The following is a 13,017-nucleotide window of genomic DNA, read 5'->3' as shown; positions in this document are numbered from 1 at the left end:
CAGGTGCCGGCCGAACCTTCCTATAAGAGCGGTTCTGAGTTATGGTTCAATGATGGCAACAACGGCGCGAAAGGAGCCGATATGACCTTACCGAAGTATCTGCGTCCCATTTACGACGTTGACGCCCACGGTCTGACAAAGACTGAAAAAGTGGTGCGGATGGTGATCTTCACTCCGCTGCTTATCGTTTTCTCTGTTCCGACGGTCCTCGCCGTCGTCTTCGTCTGCTTGGCCGGCTATTGGGCTTTCATGCTGCTAACGAGTGGAGTTGGAAACATCTTTGCTAATCCCGCCCAATATAGCTTCGAAATATCGATTTTTGCGGCTCTTGCCGCGTTGCTGATATTCTCAAACGTGATCGCCAGGAAAATTCGGCGTCATTTCCTGCCGTTCGGCTAAGAACGGTCGTCCAAGCGCAGAAGGCCCGCCTTGCGGGCCTTTTTCATTTCCGCCACCAAGCAAACGGCTCTTACCGTTGCATAAGAAAAAATTCCTCTTGACGGGAACCGTCTCTCCGTTGTTCTGTTTTTGTTCTATGCAGGAGCGAAGACAGAATGCGCAAACCGGAGACGATCGAACGGCTCTACCTAGATTTTGACGGATTCTTCGCAAGCGTTGAGCAGCAGTGTGACCGACGCTTGAGGGGGCGGCCGATCGGCGTCGTACCGTTCGCCGGCACGACCCGCTCGGCAGTCATCGCGTGCAGTCGTGAGGCAAAGGCCTACGGCGTCAAGAATGTAATGCCGATCGATGAGGCGAAACGCCTCTGTCCGGATCTTGTGCTTGTTCCACAAAAGCCAGATTTGTACCGGCGGGCTCATAATGCCCTGCTGTCAGAAATCGAGACCGTCATTCCGATCGATACGGCGAAGTCGATTGACGAGCTGACCTGTCGTCTCGACGAGAGCGGCCGGAATGACCCGGAGGGGCTTTCCGCCCGCATCAAGGCCGCGATCGCGGAGAACGTCGGCCCATTTATCACATGTTCGATCGGCTTTGCCGCCAATCGCCAGCTTGCAAAAATCGCCTGCAAAGAGGGTAAGCGTGGGGCAGGGCGGTACGGCGACGGGCTGGCGATCTGGCGGCCGGTTGATCTGCCGGCGCCGTTGTTCGCCGTTGCGATGGAAGACATTCCAGGCGTCGGTGGCAACATGGCGAAGCGGCTCTATCGATCGTCTATCTATACGACCGAGCAACTTTACAATCTCCAGCCGAAGCACATGCGCCGGCTCTGGAACAATGTCACCGGAGAACGGCTCTGGTATGCGCTCCATGGCTACGACATCCAGGCCCAGGCATCGAGCCGGGGCATGTTCGGACATGGGCGCGTCCTTCCTCCGGAATCTCGCACGATCACTGGCGCGCGGGAAATCTCGCGTCTGCTTTTGATAAAGGCGGCGCGACGGCTGCGCCGCGAGAATTTCTACGCGTCCGGTGTCTGGCTATGGCTATCGATCCGAGAGGGATCGTGGATGGGAAAGCGTCACCTGCCGGTTGTCAACGACGACCAGGCGATCCTATCAGCGCTCTCTGAGCTATGGGAAAAGGTCACGCAGGATTATCCACGCGGCCTTACGATCTTCCGGATTGGCGTCACGCTCTATGATCTGACGCCGGCGCACGAGCGCCAGCTAGATTTGCTTCTCAATGACGATCGGCAGCGCCGGCGTTGGGAAAACGCCAGCAAGGCGATCGACAACCTCAATGCGCGCTATGCCGCCACGGTCGTCAGTCTCGGCCAATGGCGGCCGCCGGCCGGCGGTCATGTCGGCGGCAAGATCTCATACACACGCATTCCGTCCGCGGAGGATTTTTGGTGATGGGCTGGAAACAAAGCGTCAAGGTCGGCGACCTGGCCGACAACCAGAAGCTCGAAGCGCGGTGCAGGAAATGCGGTCACGTGCATTACCTCACCCGTGCCATCGTATGCGTCTCGCCGGAACGCGAATTCCTGTACATCGACGAGCTCGAGCGCGAAACAATCTGCAGAGCGCGCGGCTGTCGTGGCACAGTACGGATTTCGATGGTGCGGCTTGATGAGCTAAGCGGGTTTGTCGGCGGCCTTGCGTAACGCCCCTTACGAGAAGAACAGCCACGCCAAGTAGCAGATTGCTGCCAGAATCATTAATCCAACTGGTATTTCATACCACCGCTCGCCGGGCCTCTTGCCACCACACTTAGGACAGTATGGAGCGTTGCTGGCGACAGGTGAGTACGAACAATGACGGCAAGAAGTAGTAGCCATATTTATTCCAATAAATTCAATGGCTTAGTCGCATAACCCTTATTATGGAACTAAGCCATTGATATTGCTGAATATTTTTGATTCACCGGGGCGAAAAGCCCTTATCGGCCAATGCTCGTCGGATTTCCGATCCGGCGTCCCACATACGGTTGGCTTCGGCTTTGTCGACGGAGCGCCGCTCAAAATCCTCTGGCAAGACGCGTTTCAGGAACTCCGCGAATGCCCTAGCCTGATCATCTGAAAGATTGACCGTTATTTCGTTCATTGACCCACCCCATTATTATCCGCGCGGATCAACTTGCGCAGAATTGTTACCATTGTCACGGATTTTCCCGACTGTGCTTTGCCAACGATGAGGCCTGTTTTAGGCACAGGCGGCGTTCCAACGCTGTTCTTTGTCATTTCTTCACCGTTCCAAAAAGGCGAGCCCCTTGTCGGTCGGATTCAGCGACCGCACACTTCCTTGCGTCATGACAGGATGTGAAATCTCAGCAAGCTCGTGATCGAGGAGCGTGCGCAGCCGGCCCCAGGCTAAATCTCGATCTTCGCCGCGTATGATCAGCGTCAGGTCTCCCCGCGCATCTTGTTCCTGGGCCTCGGTCATGGGCATAACCGTATACCAATCCTGATCAGCCATCCCGTTTCTCCTCTATGCAAGGATCTCGAACATCGACCGCGGAATAAAGCTCCGTGCCTCGCTCAACGTGATCCAGCCTTCATCGACGAGTTTCATGGTGGATTGCGCGAGCGGTCGTGCAATCACCTTGTCGGACTTCATGCCTTCCTTCAGGAGCTGGCGCACCACAGCGGACCATCCGTCGATCGGCTTATCCAGAAACCGGTCGCGAACATCATCATCGAACACAAGGAATTCGCGGACTGCAAAGCGCCTTGTGCCGTCAGACGTGCGGATAAGATGCTGTGTGATAAAGATCTGCAACGAGCTGATCAGGTCGAATGCTCGCGCTGCCTGCTCCTCGGCCGGGAACTCCATCGCCATGCGCCGTAGGCCCTCGGCAACCGACCCGGCATGAGTGGTCGTATTGACGATGTGGCCCTGAATGCTGGCCGCGATGCAGCCGCTCATAGAGCCATGATCGCGTGCCTCACCGACATTGATGATCGCCGGCGCTCGCCGAAGGGATGACCAGATTCCGGCTGCAAAGGTCGGAAGATCACGGCCCTCCCCGATCTCTGATTGGCCAATCAGGCTCGCAGAATCGCCCTGCTCGCTAAGAATGTCGGCAAAGGTGAATTCTATCGGAGCCTGGAAATCCACGATCTTTCGCGGATTTTCGTGGTTTTCGAGATGGTGACGGGTGATCGCGGCCATGGTTGTTGATTTTCCATGACCTGTACCGCCGGCGATGACGATAATGCCGGATTTTGGATTGAGGAACGGCCTCAACTCTTGCTCAAACTGAACATCGTCCAGGGTCGGCGTGCGCGACGGCAACGAGCGCATCGTCAATTCGACGCCGGAGCCGCCGTTTTTCGTGATCGGTGTTGCATTGACGCGGAAGCGATGCCGCTCATGGCGACTGACTTGGACCTCATAGGAGAAATCGAGACAACGGCCCTGCCGCAAAATGCTCGGTGCATCGCTCGATCGCCAGATGTACGACAGCAGCAGATCGACCTCTGAGCGCAGTAACATGCGCTTGGTGCCGAAATGCTGGCGAGAATTGATCTGGATGCGCGGCCGGGCTTCCGACTGGATGGTAATGTCAGACGCCCCGCGCTTGCCGGCCCCAACGATGAATGTGTCGAAAATCTCGGGCGAGGAATCAAACCGCGTCGGCTCTTCCTTCAGAACGGGTACGAAGGAGTCGGTTGGCTTGAATGGAGTATCGTCCAGACGCGATTCGTCAATCATTTCCCTCGCCTATAGAGCCAATAGCCAGCAACCACAGCAATCAGCGCTACGACGATGAAGAGACCGCCATACCCCCCTTCCTGCTTGCGAAGGCCAAGGGGGTCGGCGGGATCGACCGTGCTTGTCTGGCTCGATATAGAATTTCCGTTCACTTGGAGACCTCGAATCTCCGAGTGATCGGTTTCCAACGCCGCGGGTCGGAAACGAATGTTGCGGCATTCTCGATCTTCACCCGGCGCTGGCCGATAAACAGCTCTTCCGGCGTGCCCTTGGCACGAACCTCGCTCGACGTCACTACAAGGCTCTTGACCAGGCCAGCATCAACAAGGCGCCGATATTCGACCATTCCCAAATAGTCGCGGCGAAGAAGGTTCATGTTCTCCTTCAATGCTTCCTCGGCCTGCATCCGCCCCTGCCGCCAGCCTTCAGCCATATAGCGGTCCCAAATCTTTCGCTCTTCCTTTCCAGAAGGAAGGAACTGGTCTGAGGGATCAGGCGTCTTATCGACGCCGATAACCAGATAATCGCGCCAGCTCGGTATCACGGCCACGAGGCGACCCGGCTTCTCGATGCGGTAATATTCATCGGCCGCAACGCTTTCGCGGCCGCCGTCCGTGATGGTGATCGCTTCCTTGGCCCTGCTCACAACAGGAGGAACGACATAGCCCGCCTCTTTCGGTGCCTTGTAGACCACATCATTGAAATTGAACTCTTGCGAAAGCCTCGACGATTGCGCCTCAAGCTCTCTCAGGATCTCCCACGAACGCCGCTCATAGGCGGCCTGAGCGGCATATGAGAGCGCTGCGTCGCGCAGCGCCGAATACCGCTCTGAATCAACCGCGTTCGCACCGGTCCCGCTGCGCGTCTTACGGGCAAACTGCTCGTAAGTCATCGGTGCGGCCGTCCCGCCGGTTAGATTGTCCACTCCGCCAAGGGTTGGAGGTGGAGGCGGTTCGTCCGGATTTGATGAACCGGTCGTGGTGCAACCGGCCAGGGCAACAGAGACGGACAGTGCGGCAAGGATTGTTGGAAACTGCTTCATAGCTTGGTGTCGTCCAGGTGCGGGACCGGGCTTTTTTCAGGCCGGGCGTAGTGGATGGTCATGACGCGTGCGAACTGGTCAATTTCCAACCATGCACGCCCCTTTCCTTGGCCGAACGCTTCCCGCAAAAGTCCAAGAAGCGTCATGTCAGCCCAATGGACCGAAACCAAGATTGGAGACCCTGAACGTTCTCCATTCGCCCGAACGGAATAACCGGCCATGCGGGCCGCCTTCCGTGTGATATCATCAAGAGTACCGTTCCAACGGGCATGGACCGGCTGTAAAAGTTCTTGTCCGGCGGTTTCTGGATGCAGCCTGACAGTATTACTTGCGTGAGGCTCCAGTGCTCTAGGATATAGCGAAGCATATCGCTTTTCCTCATTCACAGTCGCCAACGACGAATCGAGATATTTTCTAACCGATAGAGTATCGAAATTCTCTTTCTTGTTCGCGCAGGCACCTAATAGGAATGCCAGAGCTACAATTACTGAGTTCCGCATCAAAAGTCGCCTTGTCTCTCATTATGGACAAGCGATCAATGGAATGATCACCCTCTCAAATTCAGTCCTACCCAATTTGACGGATTTTGCAATATACAGCATCACCAAAGCGGGCATTTTCCTACAATCTTAATACGAGATTCCGTGCCCCTTCTCTCGTCCGCGCGTTTGCTGCTGCTCGTGTGCCATCTCGATTTTCTGCGCCTGTTGAGCGGCCTGAACGGTCGTCACAAGCTGGTCAGCTTTCGCGTACCCGGCTGCGAACGCTTCAACCCGCTGCTGATCAGCACCAGGCATCGCCTGGGCGAGGCGATCGCGATCAAGCTCATTTGTTCCCGGCAAAACGAACCGGTCGCGAACTGTCTCGACAAACCGGCGCAACTCACCCATTGCCTGCTGATCATCCGCCGATCTAATCAACGTCCCTAGACGATCTGCAGGCGTTCTCTCGATACGACCGACAAGCTCGCGTGCAGCCTGCGAAAGATCATCAACTGGCTCCCGCATCAGGGTACGGAACCGCTGCTCGTCCTTGGTCAGATCATTTCTCAGATTGCTTCGAACCTGGCCGTAATCCTGCAAGGCCGAGATCGCCGGCGAGACCGCTGCCAGCGCCTTTTCTCGCACGCCATCATTTCGGCCGAACATGCTTCTGCTGCCGTGAAGCTCGCCAACAGATGCTGGATTATCCCGAATGGACTGCGCGAAATCGGCGACTGGAACCCGTCCGTCATCGATCCGGTTCCGCAGCGCAGAAAGCACAGCTTCCGGCCGCTGCCAAACGGCTGCAACAGCCGTCTCAAGACGGCGTGTTGCTGATTGCATGACCGGCCGGGTTTCCATCCGTGCCGCAACCGTCGCCTCGATGCTATCGCGCCAGTCGGAGATAGCTGCAACAAGGGGTTTTTCTGGTGTCGCAAACATCGCCTGCCTCTTTTCATACTGTTCGACTACCAGCCTCTCTTTCGCTTCGCTGTTGAGCGTCTGCGCGATTTCGAGGCGCGTGAGGTCCTGACCGGCCTTCTGCCCGGCATGGATCAGTGGCCAGTTGTCGATGAAAGCCTCTCGAACCGACTCCGGTATCAGCGACTGAACCTGATTGCGATCGTCGGCGCCGAGATCCGGACCGATGGCAACGACAGTCGCTTGCGGAACAATGGACGCAATTTCCCGATTGAAGCGCTGAAGATCCGTGGCGGCTGAACCGTCCCTTAATTCATATCCAGCACTCGTGAACCAACGCCGACGTGCACGATCCGTATCGGAGATTTCGGCATGTCCTAGATTATGCTCCAATCGGGAAAGGGCTTGACGAACCGCAGAAGTCATTTCGGGGAATGTGATGTCCGGAACCGTTACGACTTGCCGCTGTGACGGTTGATATTCCGGCCGATGTTCGGCGGCTTTGCCCTGATGCTGCTCGGGCCGAATGACATGGGCGAATTTCGTACCGATGGCTTCCAAACGCTCTGCAATTTTCGTGAAGCGCTCTCGCAATGCCGCAAGCTGATGACGGAACATATCCCCAATTTCGCTCAATGATGGGATGCCTCGCCGTTCAGCAAATTCCTTCACGCTCAGACGGTAATCGTCAGTCCGTTCATAAGCGAGCGTGGTATCCTTCATGCGATCGCGTGAAAGTGTATCCACCAACTTATCCAGAGTTCCGAATTCATCGGAACCTGCATAAAGGGTCGCACTATCTCGATGCCGGCTCATCGCAACATACGTCATGTGCGCGTCCATCGTCGGGCTCGCCAGAACGTGGGCACGATCGACCGTCGCGCCCTGGCTCTTATGGATCGTCGCTGCATAACCATAATCGATATTCGCGTAATCGCTCTGTGCGGCGGTGACGCTTCGACCGTCAAACAGACCAATCACGAGACGGCCGCGACTAGCCTCCTCGACATTGCCGAATGAACCGTTCTCGACGCCAAGCTCACGGCTCTTCTCCAGAAATACAATACGATCCCCAACCGCAAACTGACGCTGGCCCCGATCAGTCCGGAACCCGTGTTCTTCCTGAAGACCGCCACCCTCTTTGATGACGTTACGGGCAGCCATATTCAGAGCGAGGACATCGACATTGCGATGCGCAAGCATCAACACATCGACGCCGGCCTCCCAATCACTCCGCCAATTGGCGATCAAAGAATTCCGAGCCGATGCACTGTCAGGTTCGAGCTGTACGAGATCATGTTCGACGTAGCGCCCGATCGCGTCCGCGGTATTCCCCTTGCCGAATTCAATGGTCGCATTCTGCATCCATTCTTCGCGCTGACGGCGAACGCCTGTAAGCTCGATATACCCTGCGTCATCGGCAATAGCCCGGAAGGCGGCACCAGCTTCAATCGGCTGCAACTGGCGCGCATCGCCAAGTAAGATGAGCTTCGCTCCGGCTTCCTCCACCGCAGAAACAAATCGCTGCATCTGTGCCGAACCGACCATGCCAGCTTCATCAAGTACGAACACATCGCCCGGCCCCAACTGGCGAAGGCCGTTCTTCCAAGATGCCTCCCAGGAGGCAAGTGTGCGGGATTCAATACCAGCACTTTCCTGCAATCCGACAGCAGCCTTGCCGGCCAACGCTCCGCCTACGACACGTCTCCCCTCTCCCTCGTAAACCGCGCGTACTGCGTTCATCACTGTCGATTTGCCGGCACCTGCGTAACCGACCATGACGGCGATACCCGCATTTTCAGTCAGCCGAGAAATGACAACCTTTTGCTCTGGATCGAATTTGAAACCGGCACGTTTCTCAACATCCGCGACAACCTTATCGGCGCTCTTCTGATTGACCGCAAAACCGTCCCGACCGACTAGCGACCGCGCAGAAGCGATCATGGTTCGTTCGGTATCGAGCACTTCCGTCGTTGTATATTTTGCGCGCTCAATGATCTTGTCTGTCATCGGATCAAAGATCGGTGATGCGATCATCACCTGATTTTCAAGCGCGCCTACGCGGAGGAACAGAGCCTGAAAATCCTCGTAGGAATCGGTGTAGCGATGGACTGTTCGCGCAACGTCGCGCTCATCGAAGACAGACTTTTCAGCGGTGATCAGCTTCAGGATGATGGAAGGATCTGCCATCACCTGCTGGCGGCGTGTCGCTTCGATCTCTGCATTGATCTCTATGCGATCCGACTTCACCCCTTTCCGGTCCATCCCCTCGGCGGTAGGCCCGCGGTGCATGGTTGGTTGGATCGCAATTCCCTGCTCTGAATAGGAGCGGTGGTCAACACGAATATCGAACCCGTGTGAGGCAAGATGATGGTTCTGCACATCCGCCCATGCTTCTCTCAGTGCAGGGATGAGCTCCTTGTCTCCGGCGAACTGGCGATAGAGAGCATGGCCGTTCTTCGAGAATTTCGGCTCACCATTCTCATCAACCGCGCGAACATTTTTTGCTCCAAATCCCTCATCTGTCAGAGGCCGCAAAGCGCTCATGATATGAACGTGCGGATTGCCCTTGATCTCGTGATACGCCCAATCCGCCACGATCCCTTTCTTTGAAAAGTTCTCCTCCACGAATTCGCGGACCAGGGCGATGTTCTGTTCTCGCGAAAACTCAATGGGCAGGGCAAGTGTCATTTCACGAGCAAACTGCGCGTCCTTCCTGTTCTCGGATGCCTCAACTTTATTCCAAAAGGCCTCCGACGCTTGAACCGGGGAAAGGTTCGCAAGAGCCTGCGCCCAATCCGGCGCATTAGCTGGTATCGCGAATTCGCTGTGAACGTTTCCCCTCTTGTTGGAAAAATCATAGGACCGTTCATAGGTCTGATTAGTCATGGCGGCGCAGTGGCGATATGATGCTGCTGCGACCGCGCTTTGCCCGGTCGCCCTGCTTAAAACCTTCGCATGAAGATGAAATATCGCCATGCGAACACACATAACAAGCAGGTATCGACTTGTCGATACATAAGTGCGCCCTTAGAAACCGGAGCGCTGCGCGGCTCCGGACGGGACTGACAATGCGTTGGCTACGCCAACCCTTTGTTTTTCTCTGTGTCTCGCTATTGCTCGACAGCTTATCGAGTGGAATTCAATCTTGCCGTATAGAGCAACTGGCGGTATCAATGACGAGTGTACAGCGCAACAACGGAGGTTATTCGTGGCTCGCACATCAAAGGTATCGAAGATCCAAGACGAGATTGCACGTCTCCAGCAGCAGCTAGACGCTGAGCGCGCAAAAGAAGCTGAAAGGTTGGGAAGCCTAGCGGTCAAAGCCGGCCTCGCTGACGTTGAAGTCTCCGATCGCGATCTGCTCAAGGCTTTGAAAGAGGTGGCCGAGCGATTTCAACAAACACCCGCCGAGTGAAGCGGGACGCTTAGCGCTCCTGCTTGGTAAGCGACAAAGGGAGTATCGAGACAAGATGGCGGCAAATCGGCAAAAGGATGCGCATGAGAAAATCATGCTTGGTGGGCTCGTCGTGAAGGCAGGTCTTCGTGGTGAGAACCCCGCCTTTATCCTCGGTGTGCTGCTGACTGCTTTTGAGCAAAAGGATAACGAGAAGCTTCGCATTGCGATGATCGAAAAAGGCAGGAAGGCTTTTGAGAAATGATACGGAAACCGCCTGAACCTGCTGTTGGAGTTCTCGTTATCACTGCTATCGTGGCGGCGGTCATGACGCCGCTCTTGTGGTACTTCCGTTTCGTAAACCCATCATGGCCTACGGCGAACGGTCATTTCGTCCAACTCTCATTTTCGCAGGCATGGGATTGCCTGACGATATGGAAATGGGGCGCTTGCCGATCCCATCTTGAAGCGATCGGAAGCCCCCTCGCCGGCTCAGCTATTCGCAACCAGGTAGTCGTTATTGCGCCTCTTATAGTCGCTCTCGCCCTCCTCGGAGTATTCATTTATCAGAAGTGGCTCGTGGTTCGGCAACGCATCATTATCTCGGGAATGGTCGTAGAGGGAATGGACGCTTTGTTGCGTGCTGCTCGTTACGAGCAGAAGCACAATCGCTATCCGAAGACTCGCGGAATCCATATGTTCAATGGATGGCATTACACGCTCCCTCGCGAGACAAATCACACATTCATCCTTGGCGCTCCGGGGGGTGGCAAGACGGTAACTTTTCGTCGCATGATCGGCTCCGTTGTCGAACGCGGGGACAAAGCTATCATCTTCGATGAGAAGGGTGACTATACCCGCATAACACCTCCATCGGTTCGTGACGGAAAAGAGGTTCCTCCGCTTCTTCTGGCGCCACAGGATGACCGTTCGGCGGTTTGGGATATTGCGGCCGATTTGATCGTGTCACAGGACGCTGTTGAATTGGCGCAACGTATCATTCCCGATGACGGACATCCGTTTTTTACGCAGAGCGCTCGCGCTGTCCTCGCCGGCTGCGCTATCAAGCTGATGGCGGAAAAACCGAAGGAATGGACATGGCTCGATCTGCTCAATGAAACGCGTCAGGATCAGGAAAAACTGCTCCGGATCATGCTCAAGTATCAGCGCGGAGCCGACATATTTTTGACCGCCGATTACAAGCAGGTCATGTCCACTCTCGGACAGCTCGAAACGAATATGCGCCTGCTCGAAATGCTGGCGACGGCATGGCCGACCTATGAGGGAAGACAGCGATTCCGGTTGCGTGAATGGCTGGTCAACAAGACCGATCAGAGAACTGTCATTGTCCAGCACTCCGGTCGATATGCCGAACTGTCTGACGGCTGGATCTCCGCGCTTTACGCGGTCGCAGTCTCTACGGTAACGGACAGTAACCTGCTTTCAGACCATGACCTGCGCCGTATATGGTTCTTCCTTGACGAATGGGGTCAGCTTCCTGAAATTCAGGATTTCGAGCGCTTCGTTACTCTCGGTCGGTCCAAGGGGGTCTGTGCCGTTCTCGGTCTGCAAGACCTGTCACAGATCGCCAAAAACTACGGACAGGAAGTCCTTGACGTCCTCATTGCGTCTGTTGGCACAAAGGTCATAACTCGTATCAACTTTGGCCCCACAGCCGAACGCATGGAACGTGACCTGGGCGAGACGACATTCTATGAGTATCGCCGGGACATGATGACCGATGGCACGACGAAATGGCTGAAGGAGACGCATCGCGCCAGCCCTATCGAACGATCGGAATTCAGCACGGAATTGGGCGTCGATGATAAAGGTGTGACCGCCTTCGTTACCGGGATCGGCAAGAACGTCTATCAGGTCAAATTCCCCTTCCCTGAAGACGCAAAGGATCATCGCCCGTCGAACGTTCCGGCCGAGTGGACCTACACCTTTAAACCAACCGGCACCTTCACCAGTGACGCCGATATCGACGTCTATGTGAAGGCGGTTCTTGGTAAGAACTCGCCGCCGCCACGAGGTGCGCTCCCTTCGACCGAAGATACCGAACAAGAGGACTTGCCGCTTGAAGAAGCCTTCAAAGCGGCGGCCGCGGCCGCACGCGAAAATGCGAGTGCTCCGGCACATCCAGAGACGGCCGGAGACAAGCCCGAACAGGTCGATCTTTTTGAGAAGTACCGCTAGTCGTCCTAGTGGTAGGCCTCCATATCGGACGCCGCCCGCACATCAATCGACACGTGCTTTATGACATTCCCGTCCTTGTCTTTCGCGACAAGCATTTTGGGATTGTAAGCATAAACGCCGTTGTAATTGACGCGATAGATCACGCCGATCTTTTGCCAACGCTTTTTGGCGCGCATCACTGTATCTCGAAAGACTTCGAGTTTAGCCGCCAGCTCGTCATTTGTCGGAGTTGTCCCATCCGCTCGCGGATTTAACACCAACTCCCGAAGCATCTTAGACCAATGCCTGTTTTTTGGAGGAGGGTTATCCGCGAGTTCTGTCAACCAAGAGAGATTCACGCCGGCTTCACCCGGTTTTATTTTCTCTGGTTCAGGTGGGCCGTCAAACGTTATTACCTTTGAGATGCCCTTCATCTGTTCCGCCAGTCTGTCGTTCCCACGTTCGATTTTATTTGGTGCGCTTATTGGTGTACTTTTATACAAGAGAACGTCCTAACCGTTATCATCTCCCTTAATGGAGTCAATGTTTTGCTCCATCCAGCAGAATCATTTCACAATGAATCCTGCGACATTTTCAATGTCAAATACGACTAGCTTGGCAGGAGCTTTTTCCCCTCGGTCCGCAAGGTGCCGTCTGGCCCGACATGCCGATAAAGGGTCGATCGGGTAATGCCTAATTCTCGGCATAGTTCCCCGACCTTCGTTCCCGGCTGGCTCATCGCAGCCATAGCCAAACGTAACTTCGCCTTGGTCATTTTCGGCGGTCTCCCTCCTACTCTCCCGCGCGCTCGCGCAGCAGAGAGGCCCGCCACAGTACGTTCTATTGTCAGTTCGCGTTCATACTCAGCCAGAGCGG

The 13,017-nt window shown here is 55.5% G+C and carries 15 protein-coding genes; 6 read left to right on the top strand and 9 right to left on the bottom strand.

Annotated features, from left to right (window positions below):
- The first annotated feature begins 3 nt into the window (after positions 1-3).
- From JNC70_RS21570 to JNC70_RS21560, 3 genes are all read left to right on the top strand, one after another.
- Complete coding sequence (locus JNC70_RS21570) at positions 4-399, top strand: hypothetical protein (protein WP_100560314.1); 396 nt, start codon at positions 4-6, stop codon at positions 397-399.
- 155 nt (positions 400-554) lie between these two features.
- Positions 555-1,820: a Y-family DNA polymerase gene (locus JNC70_RS21565; RefSeq protein ID WP_100560312.1), complete on the top strand. Its 1,266-nt coding sequence runs from the start codon at positions 555-557 to the stop codon at positions 1,818-1,820.
- Positions 1,820-2,071: a hypothetical protein gene (locus tag JNC70_RS21560; protein ID WP_100560310.1), complete on the top strand. Its 252-nt coding sequence runs from the start codon at positions 1,820-1,822 to the stop codon at positions 2,069-2,071. Before JNC70_RS21565 ends, JNC70_RS21560 begins: the two co-directional genes overlap by 1 nt.
- A gap of 256 nt (positions 2,072-2,327) precedes the next feature.
- Here the strand turns inward: JNC70_RS21560 and JNC70_RS21555 are convergent, their stop codons facing one another.
- From JNC70_RS21555 to traA, 7 genes are all read right to left on the bottom strand, one after another.
- Positions 2,328-2,510, bottom strand: a complete 183-nt coding sequence (locus JNC70_RS21555) for a DUF7706 family protein (RefSeq protein ID WP_100560309.1) — start codon at positions 2,508-2,510, stop codon at positions 2,328-2,330.
- Positions 2,511-2,651: 141 nt separating this feature from the next.
- Entirely contained in the window at positions 2,652-2,882 is a 231-nt protein-coding gene (locus JNC70_RS21550) for a hypothetical protein (protein WP_100560307.1), read from the bottom strand.
- A 12-nt stretch (positions 2,883-2,894) separates the two neighbouring features.
- Positions 2,895-4,121, bottom strand: coding sequence for a type IV pilus twitching motility protein PilT (locus tag JNC70_RS21545; protein ID WP_100560305.1), 1,227 nt, complete (start codon positions 4,119-4,121; stop codon positions 2,895-2,897).
- Positions 4,118-4,273 (bottom strand): hypothetical protein, encoded by a 156-nt coding sequence (locus JNC70_RS21540; RefSeq protein WP_157803363.1) that lies wholly within the window; start codon positions 4,271-4,273, stop codon positions 4,118-4,120. The genes JNC70_RS21545 and JNC70_RS21540 overlap by 4 nt, the downstream gene beginning before the upstream one ends.
- The gene (locus JNC70_RS21535) at positions 4,270-5,163 is read right to left on the bottom strand and encodes a type IV secretory system conjugative DNA transfer family protein (RefSeq protein WP_100560303.1); all 894 of its coding nucleotides are present in this window, start codon (positions 5,161-5,163) and stop codon (positions 4,270-4,272) included. The genes JNC70_RS21540 and JNC70_RS21535 overlap by 4 nt, the downstream gene beginning before the upstream one ends.
- Positions 5,160-5,663, bottom strand: a complete 504-nt coding sequence (locus tag JNC70_RS21530; RefSeq protein ID WP_100560301.1) for a DotD/TraH family lipoprotein — start codon at positions 5,661-5,663, stop codon at positions 5,160-5,162. The genes JNC70_RS21535 and JNC70_RS21530 overlap by 4 nt, the downstream gene beginning before the upstream one ends.
- A gap of 129 nt (positions 5,664-5,792) precedes the next feature.
- Entirely contained in the window at positions 5,793-9,545 is a 3,753-nt protein-coding gene (gene traA, locus JNC70_RS21525; protein WP_278503355.1) for a Ti-type conjugative transfer relaxase TraA, read from the bottom strand.
- A 232-nt stretch (positions 9,546-9,777) separates the two neighbouring features.
- On the opposite strand from traA, the gene JNC70_RS21520 reads away from it, so the two are divergent.
- The 3 genes from JNC70_RS21520 to JNC70_RS21510 are packed head-to-tail and all read left to right on the top strand — an operon-like array spanning position 9,778 to position 12,162.
- Positions 9,778-9,984: a TraC family protein gene (locus JNC70_RS21520; RefSeq protein WP_157803361.1), complete on the top strand. Its 207-nt coding sequence runs from the start codon at positions 9,778-9,780 to the stop codon at positions 9,982-9,984.
- Between the two features lie 55 nt (positions 9,985-10,039).
- On the top strand, positions 10,040-10,228 hold the full coding sequence (locus JNC70_RS21515) for a conjugal transfer protein TraD (RefSeq protein WP_100560295.1): 189 nt from the start codon (positions 10,040-10,042) through the stop codon (positions 10,226-10,228).
- Positions 10,225-12,162, top strand: coding sequence for a type IV secretion system DNA-binding domain-containing protein (locus JNC70_RS21510; protein WP_100560293.1), 1,938 nt, complete (start codon positions 10,225-10,227; stop codon positions 12,160-12,162). Before JNC70_RS21515 ends, JNC70_RS21510 begins: the two co-directional genes overlap by 4 nt.
- Positions 12,163-12,167: 5 nt before the next feature.
- Here the strand turns inward: JNC70_RS21510 and JNC70_RS21505 are convergent, their stop codons facing one another.
- Together JNC70_RS21505 and JNC70_RS21500 are read right to left on the bottom strand one after the other, a co-directional pair.
- Positions 12,168-12,644, bottom strand: a complete 477-nt coding sequence (locus tag JNC70_RS21505; protein WP_146617407.1) for a hypothetical protein — start codon at positions 12,642-12,644, stop codon at positions 12,168-12,170.
- Positions 12,645-12,751: 107 nt separating this feature from the next.
- Positions 12,752-13,017: helix-turn-helix domain-containing protein (locus JNC70_RS21500; protein ID WP_374788961.1), on the bottom strand; the 266-nt coding region annotated here is incomplete at its 5' end.

The organism is Brucella oryzae (genome assembly GCF_041929965.1).
Lineage (GTDB): Bacteria > Pseudomonadota > Alphaproteobacteria > Rhizobiales > Rhizobiaceae > Brucella > Brucella oryzae.
This window is presented reverse-complemented; position numbering and strand designations above follow the sequence as displayed.

Excerpts from the sequence above, each read along its gene's own strand:
- JNC70_RS21515 (WP_100560295.1), top strand. The coding sequence starts at position 10,040 with ATGGCGGCAAATCGGCAAAAGGATGCGCATGAGAAAATCATGCTTGGT.
- traA (WP_278503355.1), bottom strand. The coding sequence starts at position 9,545 with ATGGCGATATTTCATCTTCATGCGAAGGTTTTAAGCAGGGCGACCGGG.
- JNC70_RS21535 (WP_100560303.1), bottom strand. The coding sequence starts at position 5,163 with ATGAAGCAGTTTCCAACAATCCTTGCCGCACTGTCCGTCTCTGTTGCC.
- JNC70_RS21530 (WP_100560301.1), bottom strand. The coding sequence starts at position 5,663 with ATGCGGAACTCAGTAATTGTAGCTCTGGCATTCCTATTAGGTGCCTGC.
- JNC70_RS21555 (WP_100560309.1), bottom strand. The coding sequence starts at position 2,510 with ATGAACGAAATAACGGTCAATCTTTCAGATGATCAGGCTAGGGCATTC.
- JNC70_RS21565 (WP_100560312.1), top strand. The coding sequence starts at position 555 with ATGCGCAAACCGGAGACGATCGAACGGCTCTACCTAGATTTTGACGGA.
- JNC70_RS21545 (WP_100560305.1), bottom strand. The coding sequence starts at position 4,121 with ATGATTGACGAATCGCGTCTGGACGATACTCCATTCAAGCCAACCGAC.
- JNC70_RS21550 (WP_100560307.1), bottom strand. The coding sequence starts at position 2,882 with ATGGCTGATCAGGATTGGTATACGGTTATGCCCATGACCGAGGCCCAG.
- JNC70_RS21510 (WP_100560293.1), top strand. The coding sequence starts at position 10,225 with ATGATACGGAAACCGCCTGAACCTGCTGTTGGAGTTCTCGTTATCACT.
- JNC70_RS21560 (WP_100560310.1), top strand. The coding sequence starts at position 1,820 with ATGGGCTGGAAACAAAGCGTCAAGGTCGGCGACCTGGCCGACAACCAG.